General features: G+C 61.6%; 21 protein-coding genes and 1 pseudogene. 14 read left to right on the forward strand and 8 right to left on the reverse strand.

The window, feature by feature from the left end; translation table 11 throughout:
* Positions 1 to 17: 17 nt before the first annotated feature.
* Positions 18 to 1,073: a biotin synthase BioB gene (bioB, locus tag C4J93_RS24540; protein WP_124364680.1), complete on the reverse strand. Its 1,056-nt coding sequence runs from the start codon at positions 1,071 to 1,073 to the stop codon at positions 18 to 20.
* 92 nt (positions 1,074 to 1,165) lie between these two features.
* Between bioB and C4J93_RS24545 the strand changes: the two genes are divergently transcribed.
* From C4J93_RS24545 to rarD, 5 genes are all read left to right on the forward strand, one after another.
* Positions 1,166 to 1,903: a ComF family protein gene (locus C4J93_RS24545; protein ID WP_124430640.1), complete on the forward strand. Its 738-nt coding sequence runs from the start codon at positions 1,166 to 1,168 to the stop codon at positions 1,901 to 1,903.
* A 57-nt stretch (positions 1,904 to 1,960) separates the two neighbouring features.
* The gene (locus tag C4J93_RS24550; RefSeq protein ID WP_124430641.1) at positions 1,961 to 2,725 is read left to right on the forward strand and encodes a TOBE domain-containing protein; all 765 of its coding nucleotides are present in this window, start codon (positions 1,961 to 1,963) and stop codon (positions 2,723 to 2,725) included.
* Between the two features lie 79 nt (positions 2,726 to 2,804).
* Positions 2,805 to 4,703: a PhoX family phosphatase gene (locus C4J93_RS24555; RefSeq protein WP_124430642.1), complete on the forward strand. Its 1,899-nt coding sequence runs from the start codon at positions 2,805 to 2,807 to the stop codon at positions 4,701 to 4,703.
* Between the two features lie 245 nt (positions 4,704 to 4,948).
* Positions 4,949 to 5,923 (forward strand): serine/threonine protein kinase, encoded by a 975-nt coding sequence (locus C4J93_RS24560; protein ID WP_124405471.1) that lies wholly within the window; start codon positions 4,949 to 4,951, stop codon positions 5,921 to 5,923.
* A gap of 168 nt (positions 5,924 to 6,091) precedes the next feature.
* Entirely contained in the window at positions 6,092 to 6,976 is an 885-nt protein-coding gene (rarD, locus tag C4J93_RS24565) for an EamA family transporter RarD (protein ID WP_124430643.1), read from the forward strand.
* A gap of 222 nt (positions 6,977 to 7,198) precedes the next feature.
* On the opposite strand, the gene C4J93_RS24570 is transcribed toward rarD, so the two are convergent.
* Complete coding sequence (locus tag C4J93_RS24570; RefSeq protein ID WP_124430644.1) at positions 7,199 to 7,711, reverse strand: glycine cleavage system protein R; 513 nt, start codon at positions 7,709 to 7,711, stop codon at positions 7,199 to 7,201.
* 267 nt (positions 7,712 to 7,978) lie between these two features.
* Here C4J93_RS24570 and C4J93_RS24575 point away from each other — a divergent pair, with 267 nt between their 5' ends.
* A complete protein-coding gene (locus C4J93_RS24575; protein WP_124430645.1) occupies positions 7,979 to 10,156 on the forward strand; it encodes a malate synthase G in 2,178 nt (725 codons plus the stop codon).
* A 71-nt stretch (positions 10,157 to 10,227) separates the two neighbouring features.
* Here C4J93_RS24575 and C4J93_RS24580 read toward each other — a convergent pair whose 3' ends face one another.
* Both C4J93_RS24580 and C4J93_RS24585 read right to left on the reverse strand, forming a co-directional pair.
* Positions 10,228 to 10,614: a hypothetical protein gene (locus C4J93_RS24580; RefSeq protein ID WP_124430646.1), complete on the reverse strand. Its 387-nt coding sequence runs from the start codon at positions 10,612 to 10,614 to the stop codon at positions 10,228 to 10,230.
* A gap of 129 nt (positions 10,615 to 10,743) precedes the next feature.
* Entirely contained in the window at positions 10,744 to 11,190 is a 447-nt protein-coding gene (locus C4J93_RS24585; protein ID WP_124430647.1) for a response regulator, read from the reverse strand.
* Between the two features lie 246 nt (positions 11,191 to 11,436).
* Here C4J93_RS24585 and C4J93_RS24590 point away from each other — a divergent pair, with 246 nt between their 5' ends.
* The 8 genes and pseudogenes from C4J93_RS24590 to C4J93_RS24635 all read left to right on the forward strand — a co-directional run bounded on the left by C4J93_RS24590 (position 11,437) and on the right by C4J93_RS24635 (position 20,998).
* Positions 11,437 to 13,359: a putative nucleotidyltransferase substrate binding domain-containing protein gene (locus C4J93_RS24590; protein WP_124368596.1), complete on the forward strand. Its 1,923-nt coding sequence runs from the start codon at positions 11,437 to 11,439 to the stop codon at positions 13,357 to 13,359.
* Positions 13,356 to 14,063: a PolC-type DNA polymerase III gene (locus C4J93_RS24595; RefSeq protein WP_124430648.1), complete on the forward strand. Its 708-nt coding sequence runs from the start codon at positions 13,356 to 13,358 to the stop codon at positions 14,061 to 14,063. The genes C4J93_RS24590 and C4J93_RS24595 overlap by 4 nt, the downstream gene beginning before the upstream one ends.
* Before the next feature lie 138 nt (positions 14,064 to 14,201).
* Entirely contained in the window at positions 14,202 to 14,720 is a 519-nt protein-coding gene (locus C4J93_RS24605; protein WP_124364692.1) for an RNA polymerase sigma factor, read from the forward strand.
* Entirely contained in the window at positions 14,717 to 15,685 is a 969-nt protein-coding gene (locus C4J93_RS24610; RefSeq protein ID WP_124430650.1) for a FecR domain-containing protein, read from the forward strand. Before C4J93_RS24605 ends, C4J93_RS24610 begins: the two co-directional genes overlap by 4 nt.
* Positions 15,686 to 15,892: 207 nt before the next feature.
* On the forward strand, positions 15,893 to 18,322 hold the full coding sequence (locus C4J93_RS24615) for a TonB-dependent siderophore receptor (RefSeq protein ID WP_124430651.1): 2,430 nt from the start codon (positions 15,893 to 15,895) through the stop codon (positions 18,320 to 18,322).
* Positions 18,323 to 18,385: 63 nt separating this feature from the next.
* Positions 18,386 to 19,489, forward strand: coding sequence for a PepSY domain-containing protein (locus C4J93_RS24620; protein WP_124430652.1), 1,104 nt, complete (start codon positions 18,386 to 18,388; stop codon positions 19,487 to 19,489).
* Positions 19,486 to 19,667 (forward strand): annotated as a pseudogene (locus tag C4J93_RS24625) (hypothetical protein). The gene C4J93_RS24620 and the pseudogene C4J93_RS24625 overlap by 4 nt, the downstream one beginning before the upstream one ends.
* Positions 19,668 to 20,368: 701 nt before the next feature.
* Positions 20,369 to 20,998: a glutathione S-transferase N-terminal domain-containing protein gene (locus C4J93_RS24635; protein WP_124430654.1), complete on the forward strand. Its 630-nt coding sequence runs from the start codon at positions 20,369 to 20,371 to the stop codon at positions 20,996 to 20,998.
* A gap of 174 nt (positions 20,999 to 21,172) precedes the next feature.
* Here C4J93_RS24635 and creD read toward each other — a convergent pair whose 3' ends face one another.
* From creD to C4J93_RS24655, 4 genes are read right to left on the reverse strand one after another with little or no spacing between them, the layout of a single operon-like run.
* Positions 21,173 to 22,546, reverse strand: a complete 1,374-nt coding sequence (gene creD / locus C4J93_RS24640; RefSeq protein ID WP_124430655.1) for a cell envelope integrity protein CreD — start codon at positions 22,544 to 22,546, stop codon at positions 21,173 to 21,175.
* A gap of 51 nt (positions 22,547 to 22,597) precedes the next feature.
* On the reverse strand, positions 22,598 to 24,037 hold the full coding sequence (creC, locus tag C4J93_RS24645) for a two-component system sensor histidine kinase CreC (protein WP_124430656.1): 1,440 nt from the start codon (positions 24,035 to 24,037) through the stop codon (positions 22,598 to 22,600).
* Complete coding sequence (gene creB / locus C4J93_RS24650; protein ID WP_124430657.1) at positions 24,037 to 24,705, reverse strand: two-component system response regulator CreB; 669 nt, start codon at positions 24,703 to 24,705, stop codon at positions 24,037 to 24,039. Before creB ends, creC begins: the two co-directional genes overlap by 1 nt.
* Positions 24,706 to 24,714: 9 nt before the next feature.
* Positions 24,715 to 25,230: an ATP-dependent zinc protease gene (locus C4J93_RS24655; RefSeq protein WP_372238155.1), complete on the reverse strand. Its 516-nt coding sequence runs from the start codon at positions 25,228 to 25,230 to the stop codon at positions 24,715 to 24,717.
* Positions 25,231 to 25,349: the final 119 nt, after the last annotated feature.

Here is a 25,349-nt window from a genome sequence, read left to right on the forward strand (position 1 = left end):
TTGGGATTTGGTTTCAGTCAAACAGCGGCGTTGTAGAACTGTTCGCTGCTTTTCTGCTCCACCAAGGCCTGTTCGATCGCCGCCTGGTGCACTTCATCGGCGTGCTCCTCGCGGGCTTCCGGCAAGATGCCCAGGCGCGAGAACAGTTGCATGTCCTTGTCCGCCTGCGGGTTGGCGGTGGTCAGCAGCTTGTCGCCGTAGAAAATCGAGTTGGCGCCGGCAAAGAACGCCAGCGCCTGCATCTGCTCGTTCATCGCCTCACGCCCAGCAGACAGGCGCACATGGGATTGCGGCATCAGGATGCGCGCCACCGCCAGCATGCGGATGAAGTCGAACGGGTCGATGTCGTCGGCGTTTTCCAGCGGCGTACCGGCCACCTTGACCAGCATGTTGATCGGCACCGATTCCGGATGCTCCGGCAGGTTGGCCAGTTGGATCAGCAGGTTGGCACGGTCATCCAGGGACTCGCCCATGCCGAGGATGCCGCCCGAGCAGATCTTCATCCCCGACTCACGCACGTAGGCCAGGGTTTGCAGGCGTTCGCCGTAGGTGCGCGTGGTGATGATCGACCCGTAGAATTCCGGCGAGGTATCCAGGTTGTGGTTGTAGTAATCAAGGCCAGCCTGAGCCAGCGCGGCGGTCTGGTCCTGGTCGAGACGGCCGAGGGTCATGCAGGTTTCCAGGCCCATGGCCTTCACGCCTTTGACCATCTCCAGCACGTAGGGCATGTCTTTGGCCGATGGATGTTTCCATGCGGCGCCCATGCAGAAACGCGTCGAGCCGATAGCCTTGGCGCGCGCGGCCTCTTCGAGGACCTTCTGCACTTCCATCAGTTTTTCTTTTTCCAGGCCGGTGTTGTAGTGACCCGACTGTGGACAATATTTGCAATCTTCCGGGCACGCGCCAGTTTTGATCGACAGTAGGGTGGATACCTGCACGCGGTTGGCGTCGAAATGCGCGCGGTGCACGGTCTGCGCCTGGAACAGCAGGTCATTGAACGGCTGCACGAACAGTGCTTTGACTTCGGCCAAAGACCAATCGTGACGCAGGGTGGCAGAGGTGCTGGCGCTCATGGGTGATTCCTTGATTATGCTTAGGCTAACGCTGCGGGAAGGGCAATACCCACAGGTACGACACGGATGCTCGGCATATTTAAGGAAGATTCATGCACTGTCAACCAAGCCACAAACACCAAGTTTACATCTGGTTAAAAAGCGTACAAATCTGTTTGATCTGCGATGAGCGCGCTGAAAGCACCGAGTGTGTGTGCAATGCCTGCGAAACCGAGCTGCCATGGCTGATGGAGCAGTGCGAGGTGTGCGCCCTGCCCTTGCCGATGGACGGGTTAATCTGCGGCCAATGCCAGAAACACCCACCCGCGTATAAACAGGTGATCGCGCCCTGGACCTACAGTTTCCCGGTGGACAGCCTGATCAGCCGGTTCAAGCATCAGGCACGCTGGCCCTTGGGGCACTTGCTGGGGCGCCTGTTCGGGCGATTCCTGCACCACCGGTTCGAGAATGCTGAACTTACCCGCCCCGATTGCCTGCTGCCGGTGCCGATGCCACCCAAACGTCTGCGCCAGCGCGGTTATAACCAGGCCGCGATGCTGGCGCGCTGGCTCAGCAGCGACCTGGACATCCCCTACGATGAACACCTGCTGTTACGTCCCCATGAAACCGTTGCGCAACAAGACCTCGACGCCAAGACGCGCAAGCGCAACCTGCGCGATGCCTTCGCCCTCGCACCCGGCGCCTGGGTGCAGGGTCGTCACCTGGCGCTGGTCGACGATGTACTGACCACCGGCGCCACCGCCCATAGCCTGGCGCGGTTATTGATGCAGGCCGGTGCGCGCCAGGTCGATGTGTATTGCCTGGCCCGCACGCCAAAACCCGGCGCGTGACTTGACTCCCGTGCCGCTGGGCGGCAACGTCCGCTCATTCCAGCCAAGCGTGTCCACATGCCTCTGACCTCCCCGCTCAGCCAGCACATCATCCGCCGCCCCCAGCGCATTGCCCTGCTGGGGCATATCGCCGAGCAGGGCTCCATCACCCGCGCCGCCAAAAGTGCCGGGTTGAGCTACAAAGCCGCCTGGGACGCCATCGATGAGCTGAACAACCTGGCGCAAAAGCCCCTGGTGGAGCGCAGCGTCGGCGGCAAAGGCGGTGGCGGCGCCAGGCTGACCGCCGAAGGTGAGCGCGTGCTGCGCCTCTATCAGCGCCTGCAGGTGTTGCAAGCCGAAGTGCTCGCCACGGACGAAGCGGCCCGCGACTTCAACCTGCTGGGCCGCCTGATGCTGCGCACCAGTGCGCGCAATCAACTGCACGGCCAGGTCAGCGCCATTGAGCGCCATGGGCGTAATGACTGGGTCCGCCTGCAATTGGCTGGCGGCCTGCAGCTGGACGCACAGATCACCCATGACAGCACGCAACGGCTGGAGCTTGAGGCCGGCGTGGAAGTGGTTGCCCTGATCAAGGCCGGATGGTTGGAATTGTTGGCCATCGGGCAAGCCGCAACACCTGGACACAATTGCCTGAGCGGTATGATCGAGACGATTCTCGACGCCGAAGACGGCCCCAGCGAAGTGCGCATCGGCCTGCCCAACGGTCAGGTGCTGTGTGCCCTGGCGCAGCCCGCCGCACTTACCGCGCTCAATGCCGCGCAAGGCCAGCCGATCAAAGTGCAGTTCGCCCCCGGCAATGTATTGCTCGGCACCCCGGTGTAGCTGGCACGCGCCATCAAACTGCAACAATTTCGTCACGCGCGCTCCTTAAGGTGTCTGCAAAAACCGTAGGGAGCCTGACATGAACTTATTAGAAGAAAACCAAGCCACCGACCTCGAACAGATGGTCGGCCTCACCCGTCGCCGCTTCATCGGCGCCGGCGCCCTGTGCGGCGCTGCGATGTTCCTGGGCGGCAACCTGCTCAGCCGCAGCGCACTGGCCGTGAACGCCGCTTCTGCCAGCCCGTTGCTGGGGTTTGCCAGCATCGGTGCGGCTACCAGCGACGCCATCACCCTGCCGCCCGGCTACAGCGCCTCGGTGCTGATCAGTTGGGGCCAGCCCTTGAGCAAGCGCGCCCCAGCCTTCGACCCCAGCGGCAACGGCACCGCCGAGGCCCAGGAACAGCAGTTCGGCGACAACAACGACGGCATGAGCCTGTTTCCTTTCCCCGGTGACGACCGCCGCGCACTGATGGCGATCAACAACGAATACACCAACTACCGCTACCTCTACGCCCACGGCGGCGCGCCGCAATCGGCCGAAGACGTGCGCAAGGCGTTGGCCAGCGAAGGCGTTTCGGTGATCGAAATACAGCGCAAGGGCGATACCTGGCAGTTCGTCCAGGACTCACGCTACAACCGACGCATCCACGGCAACACGCCGATCTGCCTGAGCGGGCCTGCCGCCGGCCACGACTGGTTGAAAACCCGCGCCGACAAGACCGGCAAGAAAGCCCTCGGCACCTTCCAGAACTGCGCCAACGGCAAGACGCCGTGGGGCACTTACCTGACCTGCGAAGAGAACTTCACCGACTGCTTCGGCAGCAGCGACCCACAGCAAACCTTCGACGCCGGGCAAAAACGCTATGGCGTGGTCGCCGCCAGCAAAGACATCCACTGGCACACCCACGACCCGCGCTTCGACATGGCCAAGAACCCCAACGAACTCAACCGCCATGGCTGGGTAGTGGAAATCGACCCGTTCGACCCGCAATCCACACCGGTCAAGCGCACTGCCCTGGGCCGCTTCAAGCATGAAAATGCCGCGCTGGCAGAAACCCGCGATGGCCGCGCCGTGGTGTACATGGGCGATGACGAGCGCGGCGAGTTCATCTACAAGTTTGTCAGCCGCGATCGGATCGACCACAACAACCCGAAAACCAACAAGGATCTGCTTGATCACGGCACCTTGTACGTGGCGATCTTCGACGCGGGCGATGGCGACGCCGATCATCCCAAGGGCAAAGGCCAGTGGGTCGAACTCACCCATGGCAAAAACGGCATCGATGCCAGCAGCGGCTTTGCCAACCAGGCCGAAGTGCTGATTCATGCCCGCCTGGCTGCCAGCGTGGTGAAAGCCACGCGCATGGACCGCCCGGAATGGATCGTGGTCAGCCCCACCGACGGCCAGGTCTATTGCACACTCACCAACAACGCCAAGCGCGGCGAAGACGGCCAGCCGGTGGGCGGGCCCAACCCGCGAGAAAAGAACGTGTATGGCCAGATCCTGCGCTGGAAAGCCGACGCCGATAACCACGGTGCCACGCACTTCACCTGGGACCTGTTTGTGGTCGCCGGCAACCCCGGCGTGCACGCGGGCTCGCCGAAGGGCGGCTCGTCCAACATCAATCCGCAAAATATGTTCAACAGCCCGGACGGCCTGGGTTTCGACAAGACCGGCCGCCTGTGGATCCTCACCGACGGCGACTACAGCAACGCAGGCGACTTCGCCGGCATGGGCAATAACCAGATGCTCTGCGCAGACCCTGCTACTGGAGAAATCCGCCGGTTCATGGTCGGGCCGGTGGCGTGTGAAGTGACCGGGATCAGCTTTTCGCCGGATCAGAAAACCCTGTTCGTGGGCATTCAGCATCCGGGTGAAACCGGGGGGTCGACCTGGCCGGAGCACCTGCCGAATGGCAAGCCGCGTTCGTCGGTGGTGGCGATTCGGCGTGATGATGGTGGGGTTGTCGGCGCCTGACAAACCGCTATCGGGGGCAAGCCCCCTCCCACATTTTGACCTGCTGATACATTCAAGTGTGTGGAGGGCATGCCCCCAATTGCAATGGCACAGATTCCCCTGTTTCCCACAGTTGAGTTGCGAATACATTCCAGTGTGGGAGGGCGCTTGCCCCCGATGGCGATAGCACAGCCCCCACCTATCTCAAGCCCGGTGCGTTACCATACCCGGCCGGACGCGGCGCCCTGCTGCGCGCAGGAGTTCGCATGGCCCACCCGTTTGAAACACTCACTCCCGACCTGGTGCTCGACGCCGTCGAAAGCATCGGCTTTCTCAGCGACGCCCGCGTATTGGCGCTCAACAGCTACGAAAACCGCGTGTATCAGGTGGGCATCGAAGACTCCGAACCCCTGATCGCCAAGTTCTACCGGCCCCAGCGCTGGACCAACGAAGCGATCCTGGAAGAGCACCGTTTCACCTTCGAACTGGCCGACTGCGAAGTACCGGTGGTCGCCCCGCTGATCCACAACGGCGAAAGCCTGTTCGAACACGCAGGTTTCCGCTTCACTCTGTTTCCACGCCGTGGCGGCCGGGCGCCGGAGCCGGGTAACCTCGACCAGCTCTATCGCCTCGGGCAATTGCTCGGGCGTTTGCATGCCGTGGGTTCCACCCGCCCGTTCGAACACCGCGAAGCGCTCGGCGTGAAGAACTTCGGTCATGATTCCCTGACCACGTTGCTCGAAGGCAACTTCATTCCCAAGAGCCTGTTGCCGGCCTACGAGTCCGTGGCCCGCGACCTGCTCAAGCGTGTGGAAGAGGTGTACAAGGCCACCCCGCACAAGAACATCCGCATGCACGGCGACTGCCACCCCGGCAACATGATGTGCCGCGACGAGATGTTCCACATCGTCGACCTGGATGACTGCCGCATGGGCCCGGCGGTGCAGGACTTGTGGATGATGCTCGCCGGGGATCGCCAGGAATGCCTGGGCCAACTGTCGGAATTGATGGACGGTTACCAGGAGTTCCACGACTTCGACCCACGGGAACTGGCCCTGATCGAACCCTTGCGCGCCCTGCGCCTGATGCACTACAGCGCCTGGCTGGCGCGACGTTGGGAAGACCCGGCATTTCCCCACAGCTTCCCGTGGTTTGGCAGCGAGCGCTATTGGGGCGATCAGGTGCTGGCGTTGCGTGAGCAGTTGTCGGCGCTCAATGAAGAACCCCTCAAACTCTTCTGACCGCTGATCGTTCCCACGCTCCGCGTGGGAATGCATCGGGTGACGCTCTGCGTCACACAAAGAGCGGACGCAGAGCGTCCAAATCGGCATTCCCACGCAGAGCGTGGGAAGGATCGGAAAACCCAATTACAATCGCGCTTTGTTAGCTGCCTAAGCAAGGATTCTGCAATGCACGCCGCCAACCCTCGCAAGGGGTACATCCTGGGCCTGAGTGCCTATGTCATCTGGGGTCTGTTCCCGCTCTATTTCAAAGCCATTGCCAGTGTGCCCGCCGCCGAGATCATCGTGCATCGCGTGCTGTGGTCGGCGCTGTTCGGCGGTTTGCTGTTGATGGTGTGGAAACACCCAGGCTGGTTTCGCGAGCTGTGCGACAACCCCAGGCGCCTGGCGATCCTCGCCCTCAGTGGCTCGCTGATCGCCGCCAACTGGCTGACCTACGTGTGGTCGGTGAACACGGGGCGCATGCTTGAAGCGAGCCTGGGTTACTACATCAACCCGCTGGTGAATGTGCTGCTCGGCATGCTCCTGCTCGGCGAGCGCCTGCGTCGTCTGCAATGGGTGGCGGTGGGTTTGGCGGCGGTCGGTGTGGCGCAACAGGTGTGGCAGGTCGGCAGCTTGCCGTGGGTGTCATTGGTGTTGGCGCTGACGTTTGGCTTCTATGGCCTGATTCGCAAGCAGGCGCCGGTCAAAGCGCTGCCGGGGCTGGTGGTGGAAACCTGGATGCTGGTACCGATTGCCATCGCGTGGTTGCTGTTCAACCCGACGGCGCACAGTGCACAACTGCCGTTCTGGAGCACCTCCGAGGCCTGGTGGCTGGTGGCGGCCGGGCCCGTCACGCTGGTCCCGCTGGTGTGCTTCAACGCCGCTGCGCGACACTTGCCCTACACCGCACTGGGTTTTCTGCAGTACGTCGCGCCAACGCTGGTGCTGCTGGAAGCCGTGCTGCTGTTCGGCGAACATCTGGCGCCCAGTACGTTGATCGCCTTCGCCTTTATCTGGGCCGGCCTGGTTATCTACAGCCTGGACGCCTGGCTGACCATGCGCAAACGCTGATCAAATAACGTACAAACCCTTGCAAGCCACGGACTTCGTGGCTTGCAGCGATTCACCCCAAGGTTATCCACAACCTGATCCCCGCCATTTGTGCACAAGCCCTTGAAACTGCTCGTTTTTTGCTCAGTTAGCGAGAAGCCCCGTTTGACGTGGCCTGGCGACGGGTCTCTACAGGTTATCCACAGGCCCATGCAAGATTTCCATGCATAACCTTGTGCGTGGTTATTCGTCGGCGCGCAGTTCCACCATTAAATCATCCGCCAGGGTTTCCAGGGAGGCCTGCAACGTCTCCAGGGATAACGTCGAGGGCACCTGCAGCAAGGCCTCGGCGTTAAACAGCGGATCGCCACTCATCGGCGCCGGGCGCACATCGGTGCTCAAGCGTTCCAGGTTAACGCCCTGCTGGCTCAACAGCGCAGTGATCTCACGCACGATGCCCGAGCGGTCATTGCCCACCAGGGTCATCACAATCGGTTTTGAAGCCGACGCCTGCCCGGAACTGCCCTCACCCACCAGCACGCGAATGCCGTGTTTGGATAAATCCTCCAGCGCCCCCACCAATGCCTGACGACTCTCTGCGGGAACGCTGACACGCAGAATCCCGGCAAACTGCCCGGCCATATGGGCCATGCGGCTTTCCAGCCAGTTGCCACCGTGGGCGGCAATGTTTTGCGCGATGCGCTCAACCAGGCCGGGTTTGTCGGCGGCGATAATTGTGAGTACAAGATGGTCCATGGCGAAGCCCTCTGGAATTCAATCTACAAGGTGGACCCGGGAGCCCTCGAAAACAAATCGTGTACCATTTTTATATTTATCTGGAACAATCCGATAGTTTTTTGAGAACATCTGGTTCTCCGCTGTGACCGTACGACCAAAGTGAGTCGCTAAACGACGTATTTAGTCTAATTTTCACAACCGCAAGTCATCATGTAGTATGCCCAACCGTGCACTACATAATGAAAATCTGAAAAAGCGCATAAGCTCCGCAGAGTGAGGCAAGCAATGACTGAACACGTTCAAGTCGGTGGCCTGCAGGTCGCCAAAGTCCTGTTCGACTTCGTGAACAACGAAGCCATTCCCGGTACCGGCATCACTGCCGACCAGTTCTGGGCCGGCGCCGACAAGGTCATCCACGACCTGGCCCCGAAGAACAAAGCCCTACTCGCCAAACGCGACGATTTCCAGGCGCAGATCGATACCTGGCACCAGACCCATGCTGGCCAGGCCCACGATCCGGTGGCCTACAAAGCCTTCCTGCAAGACATCGGATACCTGCTGCCAGAAGCCGCAGACTTCCAGGCCTCGACCCAAAACGTCGACGATGAAATCGCGCGCATGGCCGGCCCTCAGCTGGTGGTGCCGGTGATGAACGCCCGCTTCGCCCTCAACGCCTCGAATGCGCGCTGGGGTTCGCTGTATGACGCGCTGTATGGCACCGACGCCATCAGCGAAGCCAACGGCGCGGAAAAGGGCAAGGGCTATAACAAAGTGCGCGGCGACAAGGTCATTGCCTTCGCCCGTGCGTTCCTCGACGAAGCCGCGCCGCTCAGTGCGGGCAGCCACTTTGATTCCACCGGCTACAAAATCGTCGACGGCAAGCTGATCGTCAGCCTCAAGGGCGGCAGCAACAGCGGCCTGCGTGACGACGCGCAGTTGATCGGTTTCCAGGGCCCTGCGGCCGAGCCGATTGCGCTTCTGCTCAAGCACAACGGCCTGCACTTCGAGATCCAGATCGACGCCAGCACCCCGGTCGGCCAGACCGACGCGGCCGGCGTCAAAGACGTGCTGATGGAAGCCGCGCTGACCACCATCATGGACTGCGAAGATTCCGTCGCCGCCGTGGATGCCGACGACAAAGTGGTGATCTACCGCAACTGGCTCGGCCTGATGAAGGGCGACCTGGCCGAAGAAGTGGCCAAGGGCGGCAAGACCTTCACCCGCACCATGAACCCTGACCGCGTCTACACCGGCGTGGATGGCAGCGACGTGACCCTGCATGGCCGTTCGCTGCTGTTCGTGCGCAACGTTGGCCACTTGATGACCATCGACGCGATCCTCGATAAAGACGGCAACGAAGTGCCGGAAGGCATCCTCGACGGCCTGCTCACCAGCCTGGCGGCGATCCACAGCCTCAACGGCAACAGTACGCGCAAGAACAGCCGCACCGGTTCGGTGTACATCGTCAAACCGAAGATGCACGGCCCGGAGGAAGCGGCGTTCACCAACGAGCTGTTCGGCCGTATCGAAGACGTGCTGAACCTGCCGCGCAATACGCTCAAAGTCGGGATCATGGACGAGGAGCGGCGTACCACCGTCAACCTCAAGGCCTGCATCAAGGCGGCCAGCGAGCGCGTGGTGTTTATCAACACCGGCTTCCTCGACCGCACCGGCGACGAAATCCACACCTCCATGGAAGCCGGCGCGATGGTGCGCAAGGCCGCCATGAAAGCGGAAAAATGGATTGGCGCCTACGAGAACTGGAACGTCGATATCGGTTTGAGCACGGGCCTGCAAGGGCGTGCGCAAATCGGCAAAGGCATGTGGGCGATGCCCGACCTGATGGCCGCGATGCTCGAACAGAAAATCGCGCACCCACTGGCCGGCGCCAACACCGCGTGGGTGCCATCGCCCACTGCGGCTGCGCTGCATGCGCTGCACTATCACAAGGTTGACGTGTTCGCGCGCCAGGCCGAACTGGCCAAGCGCGAGCGCGCATCCGTGGACGATATCCTGACCATTCCCCTGGCCAGCAACACCGATTGGTCTGACGAAGAAATCCGCAACGAACTGGACAACAATGCCCAGGGCATCCTCGGCTACGTGGTGCGCTGGATCGACCAGGGCGTGGGTTGCTCGAAAGTGCCGGACATCAACGATGTCGGCCTGATGGAAGACCGCGCCACCCTGCGTATCTCCAGCCAGCACATCGCCAACTGGTTGCGCCACGGCATCGTCAACGAAGCCCAAGTGATGGAAAGCCTCAAGCGCATGGCGCCGGTGGTGGACCGTCAGAATGCCGGGGATGCGTTGTACCGCCCGCTGGCGCCGGATTTCGACAGCAACATCGCGTTCCAGGCAGCGGTTGAGCTGGTGATTGAAGGGACCAAGCAGCCCAATGGTTATACCGAACCGGTGTTGCATCGTCGGCGTCGGGAGTTCAAGGCCAGGAATGGTTTGTAACTGACTACTGAAATAAAAAAGCCCCGGTCATATGGCCGGGGGCTTTTTTATTACATCGCGAGTATCAAGGTTTAACTAACCACAATGAGGTAGTCACCCGAAAGTTGGAGCGTAGATCCAGCCCCACTCCCCGTTCCATCAACTTTTATGTCGGTCAACTCACCGTTATGCGTATTCCCAATAACTTCCACAACGAGGGTGCCTGCTGCTACATGAGTAAAATCTTGTCCAGCAGGGTCTCTATATTTCACCTTGAATTGCGTATGCGGTAACGTGTGGGTACCCGATGTCAGGCCAGCACCATAGTCAATTTCCAGGTACGTGGAGTCAAAGCTCGCCTCCATCCTGACCCTGGAACTACTACCATCAAACTGATCCGGACTAAAATTAACATCTTTTTTATTAACAACGGCGCGAATATTGGCCCTGTGCAATGGGCTGTTTTTTTCAGTACTCATGATGAACTCCTGTTCGTCGCTTGATTAGGTACCGATGCCGAACCAGCACCCTCCAAACGATTAAACAACCCCCCTCAAAACGCCGATACTGTGAAATCTGACAGTCCCGACCGACGGTAAATACCACTCCTACTGCGCCATCCCCAACTCGCGTTTGACCAACTTCGCCAACTTCACGCTATCAATCGGCTTGAGCAAAAAATCCACCACGCTCAAGTGCATGGCATCGATTACATCCGGCGCTTCGGCGTCCCCCGACATGATGATGATCGGCAACGCCGCACGGGTCGACTCGCGCACTTTTCGGATCAATTCCAAACCGTTGCTTGGTGCCATGCGCAGGTCGGTGATCAGCAAACCGATGGAGCTGGTGGACTTCAACAAATCCCACGCTGCCTCGCCACTGTCAGCCGTCATGCAGCGAATGCCGTTCAGCCCGAGGATTTCCGCAAGCAATTCACGCGCATCCTTGTCGTCGTCCACGATCAATACACGTTGGGGCGGTAAATCGGGCTCCAGCATCACGGCGCTCAGCGCCTCGCGCTCGGCATCACTCAAAATATCGTGGTCGGACATACAGTTCTCAGCAATTCTCATCAATCTCGCAGCACACTCGTCAGACATCTGCGGGAGGGCGAACAATGTGCACTTCGTCGGAAAGTTTGCCTAGTGGGTGTTCTACGGGTTTTGGACGATAGTCGTGTAAGGTTTTTCCTTAGTTTTGCGTGGGTTTCACCAACCTAGACTTACGTCCAATGGGCACCCGCCGTGCGGCAGTCGACCATGCAGCACGATAACGACAAAAAAACTGCGGTCACTGTTATGAGTAAAGCTGATGCTTTCACGCAGGCGGGTAAAACCGCCGTGTTGCAGAACATCCATGGCACTTTGCAATTCCTGCAACGCTTCCCTCCATTCAATCAGATGGAGCAGGCGCACCTGGCGTTTCTGGTGGAACAGTGCCAACTGCGCTTCTATGGCCCCGGCGACAGCATCCTCAAACCGTCGGGCGGGCCGGTCGAGCATTTTTATATCGTCAAGCAGGGCCGCGTGGTCGGCGAGCGCCCGGACTCGGCGGATACCACGTTCGAAATCACCACCGGCGAGTGCTTCCCCCTCGCCGCTTTGCTCGGCGAACGCGCCACCCGCACCGAGCACAAAGCCGCCGAGGACACCTTCTGCCTGCAACTGAACAAGATGGCGTTCATCAAGCTGTTCGCCCTGTCCAGCCCGTTTCGGGATTTCGCCTTGCGCGGTGTCAGCAGCCTGCTTGACCAGGTCAACCAGCAGGTGCAGCAAAAAGCCGTGGAAACCCTTGGCACCCAATATTCCCTGAACACGCGCCTGGGTGAACTGGCCATGCGCCATCCCGTCACCTGCAGCCCGGACACCGCGCTGCGCGAAGCGGTGAGGCTGATGCACGAGCAGCAGGTCGGCAGCATTGTGATTGTCGATGAGCACAAGGCGCCGCTGGGCATCTTCACCTTGCGTGACCTGCGTCAGGTGGTGGCCGACGGTACCGGTGATTTCAGTCAAGGCATCGCCGGCCATATGACCCAGGCGCCGTTTTTCTTGTCCCCGGACCACAGCGCGTTCGACGCGGCGATCGCCATGACCGAGCGGCATATCGCCCATGTATGCCTGGTGCAGGACCGGCGCCTGTGTGGCGTGGTATCGGAGCGCGATCTGTTTTCCCTGCAGCGCGTCGACCTGGTGCACCTGGCGCGGACCATCCGCAACGCGTCCCGGGTGGAACAGCTGGTGGCGATCCGCGGCGAAATCGGCCAACTGGTCGAACGCATGCTGGCCCACGGCGCTTCGTCGACCCAGATCACCCACATCATTACCTTGCTCAACGATCACACCGTGTGCCGGGTCATCGAGCTGACCCTGGCGGAAAGAGGCGACCCCGGCGTGCCCTTCAGTTGGTTGTGCTTTGGCAGCGAAGGCCGCCGCGAACAGACGCTGTACACCGACCAGGACAACGGCATCTTGTTCGAGGCCAAAGACGCCGTGGAGGCCGCCGACATTCGCGAGCGCCTGCTGCCCCTGGCGCAACAGATCAACCAGAGCCTGGCGCTGTGCGGCTTCAGCCTGTGCAAGGGCAATATCATGGCCGGCAACCCGGAGCTGTGCCTGTCGCGGGCCGAGTGGGCGCGGCGGTTTGGCGCCTTCATCCGCGAAGCGACGCCGGAGAATCTGCTGGGGTCGAGCATCTATTTCGACTTGCGGGTGGTGTGGGGCGACGAGCAGGGCTGCGAGCAACTGCGCCAGGGCATTCTGGATCAGGTGGCGGACAACCGACTGTTCCAGCGCATGCTGGCCGAGAATGCCTTGCGCCAACGCCCACCCGTGGGGCGCTTTCGCGAGTTCGTGCTGACGCGCAAAAGCGGTGAAAAGGCCACCCTTGATCTCAAGGTGCAGGGCCTCACACCGTTTGTGGACGGCGCGCGCCTGCTGGCCCTGGCCCACGGCGTGCACGCCAACAACACCCTGGAGCGGCTGCGCCAATTGGTCGCCAAGGGCGTGATCGAGCCGCTGGACGGCGCCGCGTATGAAGAGGCCTATCACTTCATCCAACAAACCCGCATGCAGCAGCACCAGGTGCAGACGCGGGAAAACCAGCCGTATTCCAACCGCGTCGATCCGGACAGCCTCAACCATCTGGACCGGCGCATCCTGCGCGAATCCCTGCGTCAGGCCCAGCGCCTGCAAAGCAGCCTGACCTTGCGCTATCAACTGTGAGCCTGTTCAGTTGGCTGCGCGCGAAAAAACCCAGGCTCGACGCGGCGCAGCAGCAGCGCCTGGCCGAGTTGCGCGGGCCCTCGGCGCTGGGCCATGGCACATTGCGCAGCCAGCGCTGGGTGGTGGTCGACCTGGAAACCAGCGGCCTGAACCTCAACCGTGACCAGGTGCTGTCCATCGGCGCCGTGGTGATCGAGGACGGGGCGGTGGACTTCTCGCAGATGTTCGAACGCACCCTGCAACGCACCGCCACCAAACTCAGCCCCAGCGTGTTGATCCACGGCCTCGGCCCCAGCGCCATCGCGGCCGGCAGCGACCCGGTGGACGCGCTGCTGGACTTCATGGCGTTCGTTGGCGACAGCCCGCTGCTGGCCTTCCATGCGCCGTTCGATCAACACATGCTGTGCCGGGCGCTGATGGACAGCCTGGGTTATCGCCTGACCCACCCGTTTCTCGATGTGGCCGAGATCGCCCCGCTGTTATGCCCTGAAGCGAACATCCGCGAGGCGGGGCTGGATGACTGGATCGGCCATTTCAAATTGCAGGTGGGCGAGCGCCATCACGCCAGCGCCGACGCATTGGCGACGGCGGAGCTGATGCTGATTCTGTTCAGCCGTGCGCGCCAGCAACACATCGACACGCCCCAGACGCTGCAAGAGCGTTTATCCCAGTGGAAGCGGCGTAAACAAGCTCCGTCTTTCTAGGGGACGCGGAGCGTCCAGGGCGGCATTCCCACGCAGAGCGTGGGAACGATCTCCCGACAGACGCCAATTGCGCCCATCCCACGCCTCTGACACAATCGCGAATAATTCTCGTTAGTTTAAACTTTATTCGGTGATGCCTTGTCGTCGGTCCAGCCCCCACACAGTGAGCTTGTTGGCGCGTTGTATCGCGACCATCGTGGCTGGCTGCTGGCCTGGCTGCGGCGCAACGTAGCCTGCCCGAGCCGCGCCGAAGACCTCAGCCAGGACACCTTCATGCGCCTGCTGGGCCGAGACGGGCTGCGCGCACCCCGCGAGCCACGCGCCTTTCTGGTAGCTATTGCCAAGGGCTTGCTGTTCGATTATTTCCGCCGCGCCGCCCTGGAACAGGCCTACCTCACTGAATTGATGCTGATTCCGGAAAGCGAACACCCTTCGCCCGAAGAACAGCACCTGATCCTTGAGGACCTCAAAGCCATCGACCGCCTGCTCGGCACACTGTCGAGCAAAGCCCGCGCCGCGTTCCTCTATAACCGCCTCGACGGCATGGCCCATGCAGAAATCGCCCAGCGCCTGGGTGTGTCGGTGCCGCGTGTGCGCCAGTACCTGGCCCAGGGCATTCGCCAGTGCTACATCGCGCTGTATGGCGAGCCGACGTGACGCTGATCAGCTCCAAGCCGGTGTCGGCCCGCGTGCTGGACGCCGCGATTGCCTGGCAACTGTCCCTCGGCGCAGGCGATGGCAGCGAGGTGGAACAGCAAGAATTCGCCAAATGGCTGGCCAGCGATGAAGAACACGCCCGCGCCTGGCGCCAGCTGGGCATGCTCGACCAGCGTTTCAGCGTAGCCTGCGGCCCTGCGCGGGCCGCGTTGTTGCAGTCGCGCGAAAGCGTTCGCCAGCGTATGCGCAAGCTGGGCCGTGGCCTGGCGAGCATTGCGCTGGTAGTTGGGCTGGCGTTGTTTGCCGGTGAGCGGTACGTGCCGATCCACTATTGGCTGGCCGATCAACGCACCGCCACCGGCGAGCAGCGCACACTCACACTGGCTGACGGCACCCGGATCACGCTCAATACCCACAGCGCAATTGACGTGCGTTTCGACGATAAGCACCGTTTGATCGTGTTGCAGGAAGGCGAAATTTTCGTCGAGACCGGCCACAACGATGCGCGTCCGTTCTCTGTCCAGACCCGCGACGGCAACCTGCGGGCGTTGGGGACGCGGTTTATCGTCAGGCGCGAAGACCACGCCACACGCCTGAGCGTGCTGCAATCGGCCGTGGCCGCCCAGCCACAGGCACTGCATCAGGAGCAGGTGTTCAAGCAAGGCCAGCAAGTGCTGATGCGCAGCGATGGCCTGGGCCCTTTGCTTGCCGTCCCCCCGGCCACCGACGCCTGGACCCGCGGCATGCTCGTCGTCGACAACGCCCGCCTGGTCGATGTGGTGGCGGAACTCGGCCGGTATCGCACCGGCCATCTGGGCGTGGATGACAACGTGGCCGACCTGCGCATCACCGGCAGCTTCCCACTGCACGACACTACCCTGGCGCTCAATGCGCTGTTGCCCACACTGCCGGTGCAGATCGAGCAGCACACGCCGTGGTGGGTGACCGTCAAGGGTAAGCCTTAGGGTTTGCAGTGCCTGGGCAATCGCTATCGGGGGCAAGCCCCCTCCCACACTTTGATTTGTGAATACATTCAAAATGTGGGAGGGGGCTTGCCCCCGATGAGGCTCTCAAGAACACCACCAAAAAAATATTTTCACCCCGCCCTATCACTTTCCGATTCTCGTCCGGCACCTAGGCAATTGAGAAATATTTTCATTCAGGAGCCGCCCATGTCCCGCACGCTAGACACTTTGTTGCGCCCCAGCCTGTTAGCCGTGGCGATTGCCCTCGGCGTCCCGCTGGTCAGCGCCCCGCTGATCGCCGCCGAACAGGCCACCAGCGTGCGCGCCTACAATCTGGCGCCCGCCCCACTGGCCTCCACCCTGAACCAGATCGCCAGCCAGGCCGGCCTCGCCCTCACCCTCAACCCGGCGCTCGCCGCCGGCAAGACCTCGGCCCCGGTCAAGGGCCAGTTCGACGCGCAGGGTGCGTTGCGTGAAGCGTTGCGGGGCACGGGGTTGCAGTTGGAGCAGAGCAGCGCCGGGACGTTTACGTTGGTGGCGATTGCGGACGGTGTCGTGGCGTTGCCGGAGACGAGCATTATTGGTCAGGGCAGTTATGAGAGCGCGTGGGGGCCGGTCGACGGTTACCTGGCGAAACGCACCGCCGCCGGCAGCAAGACAGACACGGCCCTGGTCGAGGCGCCGCGTTCCATCTCCGTGGCGACCCGCGAGCAAATGCAGGATCGCAACGTGCAGAACCTCGACGACGCCGTCAAATACATGCCCGGCATCGTCTCCGCCAGCTACGGCAGCGACACCCGTTATGACTGGATGCGCGTACGCGGTTTCGAGCCCACCCAGTTCCTTGACGGCCTGCCGCTGCCCCGTGGCGTGTACGCCAACCCGAAAGCCGAAACCTGGAACCTGGATCGCCTCGCTTTGCTGCGCGGCCCGGCTTCGTCGGTCTATGGTCAGACCCCGCCGGGCGGCCTGTTGGACATGGTCAGCCGCCGCCCCAGCGCAGAATCGAGCCACGCTGTCCAGGTGCAGTACGGCAGTGACAACTACCGCCAGATCAATTTCGAAAGCACTGGCAAGATAGATGATGAAGGCCAGTTTCTCTACAGCCTTAGCGGCGTGGTGCGCGATGCCGGCACCCAGGTCGATCACATCGACAACAAGCGCTACAACATCGCGCCAAGCCTGACCTGGAATATCGACACCGATACCAAGCTGACTTTCCTGTCGCAGTTCACCCGTGACGATACGGGCACCACCAGCCAGTTCCTGCCGATCCAAGGCACCAAGATCAAATCGCCGCTGGGCGACGTTTCCCACCACAAGAACCTCGGTGACCCCGATTACGAGTTCTACGACCGAACCTACTACGCGCTGGGCTATGCCTTCGAACACCGTTTCAACGACACCTGGCAGTTCAAACAGAACCTGTGCTACACCAAGTCGGAACTGGCTTTCCAACAATTGACCGTGGGCTCGTTCGCCTACTCGCCAGCGGACGCGGCCGGCAATATCAGCCGCTCGTCGACCAACGTGAACGAGGACATCAGCCAGTTCGCGGTGGATAACAATTTCCAGGCGGACTTCGCCACCGGCGATATCACCCACACGTTACTGCTGGGCCTGGATCACCAGCGCACCGATACCTCATACCTGTCGATCTTTGGCCCCGCCGGAACAGTCAATATCTTCAACCCGATCAATACCCAGCCGGTCGTGCGGCCAGCGCGCTCCACGGCGTTCTATGACTACAACCAGAAAACCGTGCAGACAGGGCTGTACGTCCAGGACCAGATGGCACTCGACAACTGGCGCCTGACCCTGGGCGGTCGTGAAGACTGGGTGCACCAAGGCACCACGTACTTCAACAAGAACGATGCGACCAACACCGACCGCAGCAAGAACTTTAGTGGCAACGCGGCGCTGAGCTATGTGTTCGACTCGGGCTTCGTACCGTATATCTCCTACGCCGAATCGTTCCAACCGGCGAGCAACGCCAGCGTCTCCCCTACAGAATCGTATAAGCCCACCGAGGGCAAGCAGTGGGAACTGGGGGTCAAGTATCAGCCGCCGGGCTCGAACACGCTGCTGAGTGCGGCGGTGTATGACCTCACTCAGAAAAACGTGCTGGTCACCAGCTTCCAGTCCGGTGGCGTGTCACTCACCGACCAGACCGGCGAAGTGAAGGTCAAGGGCCTGGAGCTGGAGGCTATCTCTGACGTAACCGAAAACCTCAAGGTAATCGCGGCGTATACCCTGGCCAAATCCGAAGTGCAAAAAGGTGACTTCAAAGGCAACCGCCTGCAACTGATGCCAAACCAGCAAGCCTCCCTGTGGACCGACTACACCTGGCACACCGGCGCACTGGATGGGTTCGGCATTGGTTTTGGCGCCCGCTACACCGGCAATACCTATGGCGACCAGGCCAATACCTGGTCCGGCAAAGCCAACGCCTACACCGTATTCGACGGCGCCGTGCACTACGACCTCGGCCGCCTGGACAACAGCCTCAAGGGCGCGTCGGTGAAAGTGAACGCGACCAACCTGTTCAACAAGGATTACATTTCCACCTGTGACGGTTCCTACTGCTACTTCGGCGACCAACGCAGCGTCGTCGCCAGTGCCACCTACCAGTGGTAATCGGCTGAGTTAACAACCGGGCCGCCCCACAGGGGCGGCTTTGGTGTGTCTGAAGGCTAGAACATGAAAAGCAAAACCATCCGCCGCTGGTCCTTCATCCACACCTGGACCAGCCTGATCTGCACCGTATTCCTGCTGCTGCTCGCCCTAACCGGCTTGCCGCTGGTGTTTCACCACGAGATCGACCATCTGCTGGGCAACGAGCCGCAGCTCAAGCAGATGCCCGCCGGGACGCCGCAACTCAACCTGGAGCAACTGGTGGCCAAGGCCCAGGCCCATCGACCCGGCGAGGCCATGCAGTACCTGGCGTGGGACGAGGACGACCAGAACGGTGTGATCGCGATCATGGCCGCCACGGCCGGCACCGAGCCGAATTCGTCCCACACCTTCATGCTGGATGCGCGTACCGGCGAAGCGGTGGAAATGCCCTCCGCCAATGGCGGGCTCACCCTGTTCCTGCTGCGCCTGCATGTGGACATGTTCGCCGGGCTGCCAGGCAAGCTGTTGCTGGCGTTCATGGGGGTTCTGTTCGTGCTGGCGATCGTCTCGGGCACGGTGCTGTACCTGCCGTTCATGCGCCGCTTGAAGTTCGCTACCGTGCGCCAAAACAAGTCCACTCGCCTGCGCTGGCTCGACCTGCACAACCTAATCGGCGTGGTCACCCTGACCTGGGCACTGGTGGTGGGCGTGACCGGTGTGATCAGCGCCAGCGCCGACCTGATCATCGCCGCCTGGCGCGAGGACGCCCTCAGCGCCATGATCGAACCCTATAAAAACGCCCCGCCGCTGACCCAGCGCGCCCCGGCCAGCGAATTGCTGAGCATCGCCGCCAATGCCGCCCCCGGCATGCAAGCGGACTTCATCGCCTTCCCCGGCACGCGCTTTTCCAGCGAACATCACTACGCCGTGTTCATGAAGGGCAGCACGCACCTCACCTCCCATCTGCTCACCCCGGTATTGATCGACGCCAGCACCCTGGCCGTGACCGCCATCGCCGCACGGCCCTGGTACATGGACGCCATGGGCATGTCCCAGCCGTTGCACTTCGGTGACTACGGCGGCATGCCGATGAAGATCCTCTGGGCGGCGCTGGATGTGCTGACCATCATCGTGCTGGTTAGCGGCATTTACCTGTGGATCGTACGGCGCAAGGCGGGCAAGGCATGAAGCCCCGGCAGTCGAGTTTCTGGAAAGTGTTTGGCATTCCGCTGGGGATTGGCCTGCTCAGCGCCGCCGGGTTGTTTGCGGCGTTGCTGGGGGACGGGGGTGGGATGCGTTGAGTTGGGTCGGGTTGGGCGTTCCTGCTGGCATTGGTGCATGGGCGTTGTTCAAGCGGCGCGGCTGAGGGTGCTATCGGGGCATAGGTATCTACACAATTTTGTAGCAGCCAACAGTAACCACGATGCGAAGCGAGCCGCTCTTGATCTTGCTTTTGATCTAGGCGCCCCGTTAAACCACGCTGGCCGGAATCCGACAGTGATTTGGGGGGTAAACCGGCAGGGATGCCGGTTTAGCCGCCCCGCGCCATGGATGGCGCGTGGCGGCGGCCCCCAAATCACTGTCGGATTACGGGCACACCGAGCCTAGGCGAGGTGCCGAGTGGTGGGGCAAGAGCGTTTTGCTTACTTTTGCGCTTTTCAAAAGTGAGACGCCGTAAGGGCGGAACCCTAAGCCGCCGTTACCGCAGCAACGGATATGTACTCGCCTTGATCCAACATCCTGGTCGGCTGTCAGACCGCCATCGGAGGCAAGGCGAATCGTCGCACCGCCCCTCCCACATTTGGATCGCGCGGCATCAGTCAGATAGCTATAGGCCACCAGGTCGCCACGGGAGCAAGCTCCCTCGCCACAGGTTCAGGGCTACACCAAGTTGTGTAGATACCTATGGCTATCGGGGGCAAGCCCCCTCCCACACTTGAATTGTGAACACTGTTAAATGTGGGAGGGGGCTTGCCCCCGATGAGGCCTGCAAAACCACCAAAAATCCCCCTCGCCAGCCACGGCGCAAGCCTCTAGGCTAGCCACATCCCATTTCGAGGAATGCCCATGTCCGTCCCCAGCATGACCTTGTTCCACAACCCCGCGTCGCCGTTCGTGCGCAAAGTCCGCGTGCTGCTGATCGAGACCGGCCAGCAGGACCGTGTGGCCCTGCATGCCTGTATGCCCACCCCCGTCAACCCGGACGCGCATGTGGTGCAAGGCAACCCGGTCGGCAAGATCCCGGCCCTGCGCCTGGCCGACGGTTCGGTACTGCATGACAGCCGGGTGATCCTCGATTACTTCGACCACCAGCACGTCGGCAACCCGCTGATCCCCCGCGACGGCTCGGCCCGCTGGCGCCGCCTGACTCTGGCCTCGATGGCCGACGGGATCATGGATGCCGCCGTGCTGGTGCGCTACGAGACTGCGATGCGCCCGGTGGAGAAACATTGGGATCAATGGCTGGACGAGCAGCGCAACAAAATGCGGCGCGCACTGGCCGAGCTGGAAGCCGAGGCGATTGCCGAACTGGCCAGCCACTTCGACATCGCCGCGATCAGCGTGGCCTGTGCCTTGGGCTACCTCGACTTTCGCCATCCCGACCTGCAATGGCGCATGGATAACCCAAGGCTTGCCGCCTGGTACGCCGAGGTCAGCCAGCGGCCTTCGATGCAGCAGACCCAACCGCCCGCGTGATGTTCACACGGACCCAATGTGGGAGGGGGCTTGCCCCCGATTGCGGTGTGTCATTGCGCTCATTTTTCTCTGAACCACCGCTATCGGGGGCAAGCCCCCTCCCACATTGAGCGGCGGTGTGATTGAGGAAGTCGATCATCCTGGCCTTCATTTGCTGGTCCTCGCGCAACCCGATCATTGCACCGCCTCCAGATCGAACTGCAACGGCTCTGCCGTCTTGCGCTTGCCCACGCCATACCAATCCAGCCTGCGCGTCAGCACCATCACCGTGCCCAGCAGGCCGAACAGCAACAACGAGCCCATCAGCAACGCGTAATCCTCGGCACTCAGCAGCCCGTACAACAACCCATACAACGCCGCCAAGCCCACCGAAAAGCCCAGGCCGTGGATCACGCTGCGCAGCACATGGCACACGTAGAAGCCGATCAACAATACACAGGCGCTGGCCGATATCAGGTACGCCAGGGCAAACCCCAGATGCTCGGACAGCGACAACAGCAGCAGGTAGAAGAACGCCAATGCAAAGCCCACCAAGGCGTACTGGATGGGGTGCACCGCCAGGTTCTTGAGCACTTCGAACAGGAAGAAGCCGGCAAAGGTCAGGGCGATGAACAGCAGCGCGTATTTGATCGCGCGTTCGCTCTTGAGGTACTGGTCCACCGGGTCGATGAAGTTCACACCGAAGCTGCGGTTATTGAAGTCATCACAGCCCTGGCGGTCCAGGCAGGTTTGCAGGGCCTGCTCGAGGTTGGTTGCGAAGAACGAGGTTTGCCAGTGGGCGGTAAAGCCCTTGTCGGTGACTTCCCGCTGCGCCGGCAGGAAGTTGCCGATAAAGCTTGGGTGCGGCCAGTTGGAAGCAAGTGATACCTGACTGGTCTTGCCCACGGGCACCACCTGCAGTTGTTCGGTGCCCTGCAGGCGCAGGTCAAAGGCGAAGTCCACGGCGGCGGGTTTCCTGCTGTCCTGGTCGGGCAGCAGCACATGCACGCCCTCCCCCAGCCAGTCCACCAGGGAGCCCGGCGCAAATTCCAGGCGCTGATCGCCCAGCTCCAGCGTCAGCGCATTTTCGATGCCGCGAATATCGCTGATGCCCATCGCCAGAAACGCCGGTTCAAAACGGTAGTCGGCGAAGTTTTCCGTGATGCCCAGTTGGGCAGGCAGTTGGAAACGCCCCCTGATGCGGTTGTCGGCATGAAACAACCGCGCCTGGTAGATGCCCCGTGCGCGCAGCTCGGTCTGCACCTGGCCGTCGAGTTCAAAGCGCTCCGGCAGGAAATACAGACGGCCGCGCTCCTCACGAGTTTCTTCGTAGCGTTTGTTGAGTTTTTCATTGAGTTTCCATTCGCGCACCGTCTTGCGATAAGGCACCACCATCACCGGGCCGGTGAGGCGCTGCGCGAAGCTGGAACTGCGGGCGATGTCCATCAATACGCCGTCGCGCAGTTGCTGGCGGTCGCTGATGATGCCGTTGATCATCAGCAACGGAATCAGCAACAGCAGGATCAGCAGCGCAATCGCGCCAAGTTTGAAAAGCAGGCTGCGGTTCATGGGACTCTCCCTGTTTTGATGAGGAGAGTCTGGGCAGCCTGTGTGGGGGATTTATGTGGGCAGTGTGGAGATTGTGTGGAGATGCAGCACCACCTCCACGCCACCCGGTACGTTGCCGATCTGCAGCGCGCCGCCGTGCAGCTTCATCACTTCTTCGACAAAGTTAAGGCCCAGGCCGGTGCTTTTGCGCCCGCTGGCCGGACGCGGCAGGGAATAGAAACGCTCGCTCAGGCGCGGCAAGGCGTAATCCGGAATCGGCGCGGCCTGGTTGAACAGGCTCACCCGAACGTCGTTGTGCCGCACCTGCGCACTGAACCGCAGCTCGCCGCCGGGCGGGGTGAAGTCCAGGGCGTTGTCCAGCAGGTTGCCCAAGGCCTGGCGCAGCAGGAAGGGTTCGCCAAACACCCTCACATCGGCGCCAATACTTTGCTCGACCTGCAGGCCGGCGCTTTCGATCCGCGCACATTGCGCCTTGAGTACGTCATCGACCAGGTCGGCCAGCGGGATACTCGATTGTTCTTCCAACCCCTGGCGTTGCTCCACCTGCGCCAGGTTCAACAACCGCTCGATCAGCTGCTGCAGGCGCGCGCTTTCGCTGTCGATATTGCCGACAAAACGCTGCTGCTGTTCGCGGGTCATGTCGCCCTGCAGCAACTCCGCCGCGCCACGAATGGCCGCCAGCGGGCTTTTCAGTTCATGGGTCAGGGTGTGCACGTAATGTTCGACATAGGCTTTGCCCTCCAGCTGCGTGCGCATGTGTTCGACAGCGGTGGACAGCTGCTTGAGCTCGCCGCCACGGTAATGGGGCAACTCGGCCCGACGCCCTTCGCTGACGGCCTCGGCATAGGCGGTCAAGCGTTTCAGGGCGACGCTCAGCCACCAAGACAACAGTGCGCCCAGCAGCAGGCCCAGAGTCACCAGCCCGGCGCCATACCACAGCAGGCGCCGCTCGGTGCGGTCGACGTAGGGCTGTAACGAGCTATTGGGCTTGGCCACGGTCACCACGCCGATAATCCGGCCGTCGTCACGAATCGGCGCGCCCACGTGCATCACCGACGAGGTTGGGTCATCCGCTTCGCTGCGGGTTGAGCGCGCGCCGTACTCACCGCGCAGGGTCAGGTACACGTCGTTCCACCTGGAATAGTCCTGGCCCACCGCCTCGCCCGTGGAGTCGAGCAATACCGTGCCCTTGGCGTCGGTGACATAGATGCGGTGGTTGACCTGGTTCTTCGGCAGGCCCCAGATGACCGCACCCGGCTGACGATTGCCGTAAGCCTTGAGCACCTGCGGCCAGTGGCTCTGGCCGAGGGTGCCGTTCTTCACATCGGTGCGCAGGATTTCGGCGAGCAGGTTGGCGGTGTCCACCAGGGTTTCTTCGGTGGACTGGCGTACGCCGGGGCGGATTTCCTTCATCACCGTGTTGAGCACAAAGTAACCGGTCAGGCCGATAAACAGCGCGTACACCAGGAAAATCCGCAGCCCCAGGCGCATCAGCTATGGCTCGGGCTGTAGCTGTAACCCAGGCCGCGATGCGTCTGGATCGGTTCGGCATCGGCGGCCACGCTGCGCAACTTGCTGCGCAGGCTTTTGATATGGCTGTCGATGTTGCGCTCGTAGCCAGCGTCGGCGGGTACGCCTACCGCGTCCATCAGTTGCTCGCGGCTGAACACACGCTCGGGTTGCTCCAGCAGGCTTTGCAGCAGGCGGAATTCGTGACGCGTCAGGCTCAGCGCCTGGCTGCGATAGTGGATCTGCATGCGTTCCAGGTCGACCTGGAACACCGCAGGCGCCGCATTCGGGCCGACTCGCTTGAGAATCGCCCGCACCCTGGCCGCTACTTCACGCGGGCTGAAGGGTTTGACCACGTAATCGTCGGCGCCGATTTCCAGCCCCACCACCCGGTCGATCTCGCCATCGCGCGCGCTGAGGAACATCACCGGCACTTCGCTGAACCGGCGCAGTCGCTTGCAGGTTTCAAAACCGCTGATGTCGGGCAGGCCGATGTCGAGGATGATCAGGTCGGCCGGGGTTTGGCGCTGATGCTCCAGCGCCGCCTGGCCCAGGCTCAGCCAGGTGGTGCTAAAGCCCTCGCCTTGCAGGGCGAAAATCAGCGTGTCGGCAATCGCCGCTTCGTCTTCGACAATCAGGATATGCGGCATGTGGGTCCGTCAGCAGTCCGGTTTGTCGGCAGTGTAACGACGGGCCGGGTTTACTGCTGCACCGAATTCACGCAAGGCCTTGGCGCCGATCAGCAGCGGGTAATTGAAGCTGCTGCGGTCGGTAAGGTTGACCTCGACGGTACGCTTGACGTCACCCAGGCACATCTCCAGGTCGATCACCGGGCGCTTGGCCACACTGGCTTCGTCCTTGTCGTCATCTTCGTCGGCGCGGCTCTTGATCTTGCTGATGCGCGAGACCTTGTGCTCGTAGACTTTGTTGTCGGCGTCCTTGCCGCCGAGGCGGAAGCGCACCCAGTCGTCGCCATCACGGGTGAAGGTTTCGATATCGCGGGCCGACAGCGAGGCGGTCAACGCGCCGGTGTCCATCTTGGCCTTGAAGGTCTGGCCGATTTCCGGCAGTTGAATGTATTCGTAGCGACCGTAGAGGGTCGGTTCGGCGGCCATCACGGGCAAGGCGGTGATAACGGGAAAAACTAGGGCGAACGCGCCAAGGAGCAATTTCACGGCATGATTTCCTCGAAAGAAGTGGACGGATTCTAGACCGCACGCACGGCACTTAGTTGGATCACCGAGCATAACCGGCACGTTGTGAAACATTCGTACAGCCATTTGCGATTTGGCCT

The sequence above is a fragment of the Pseudomonas sp. R2-37-08W genome (genome assembly GCF_003851705.1).
GTDB lineage: Bacteria > Pseudomonadota > Gammaproteobacteria > Pseudomonadales > Pseudomonadaceae > Aquipseudomonas.

Excerpts from the sequence above, each read along its gene's own strand:
- bioB (WP_124364680.1), bottom strand. The coding sequence starts at position 1,073 with ATGAGCGCCAGCACCTCTGCCACCCTGCGTCACGATTGGTCTTTGGCC.
- C4J93_RS24545 (WP_124430640.1), top strand. The coding sequence starts at position 1,166 with ATGCACTGTCAACCAAGCCACAAACACCAAGTTTACATCTGGTTAAAA.
- C4J93_RS24550 (WP_124430641.1), top strand. The coding sequence starts at position 1,961 with ATGCCTCTGACCTCCCCGCTCAGCCAGCACATCATCCGCCGCCCCCAG.
- C4J93_RS24555 (WP_124430642.1), top strand. The coding sequence starts at position 2,805 with ATGAACTTATTAGAAGAAAACCAAGCCACCGACCTCGAACAGATGGTC.
- C4J93_RS24560 (WP_124405471.1), top strand. The coding sequence starts at position 4,949 with ATGGCCCACCCGTTTGAAACACTCACTCCCGACCTGGTGCTCGACGCC.
- rarD (WP_124430643.1), top strand. The coding sequence starts at position 6,092 with ATGCACGCCGCCAACCCTCGCAAGGGGTACATCCTGGGCCTGAGTGCC.
- C4J93_RS24570 (WP_124430644.1), bottom strand. The coding sequence starts at position 7,711 with ATGGACCATCTTGTACTCACAATTATCGCCGCCGACAAACCCGGCCTG.
- C4J93_RS24575 (WP_124430645.1), top strand. The coding sequence starts at position 7,979 with ATGACTGAACACGTTCAAGTCGGTGGCCTGCAGGTCGCCAAAGTCCTG.
- C4J93_RS24580 (WP_124430646.1), bottom strand. The coding sequence starts at position 10,614 with ATGAGTACTGAAAAAAACAGCCCATTGCACAGGGCCAATATTCGCGCC.
- C4J93_RS24585 (WP_124430647.1), bottom strand. The coding sequence starts at position 11,190 with ATGTCCGACCACGATATTTTGAGTGATGCCGAGCGCGAGGCGCTGAGC.
- C4J93_RS24590 (WP_124368596.1), top strand. The coding sequence starts at position 11,437 with ATGAGTAAAGCTGATGCTTTCACGCAGGCGGGTAAAACCGCCGTGTTG.
- C4J93_RS24615 (WP_124430651.1), top strand. The coding sequence starts at position 15,893 with ATGTCCCGCACGCTAGACACTTTGTTGCGCCCCAGCCTGTTAGCCGTG.
- C4J93_RS24620 (WP_124430652.1), top strand. The coding sequence starts at position 18,386 with ATGAAAAGCAAAACCATCCGCCGCTGGTCCTTCATCCACACCTGGACC.
- C4J93_RS24635 (WP_124430654.1), top strand. The coding sequence starts at position 20,369 with ATGTCCGTCCCCAGCATGACCTTGTTCCACAACCCCGCGTCGCCGTTC.
- creD (WP_124430655.1), bottom strand. The coding sequence starts at position 22,546 with ATGAACCGCAGCCTGCTTTTCAAACTTGGCGCGATTGCGCTGCTGATC.
- creC (WP_124430656.1), bottom strand. The coding sequence starts at position 24,037 with ATGCGCCTGGGGCTGCGGATTTTCCTGGTGTACGCGCTGTTTATCGGC.
- creB (WP_124430657.1), bottom strand. The coding sequence starts at position 24,705 with ATGCCGCATATCCTGATTGTCGAAGACGAAGCGGCGATTGCCGACACG.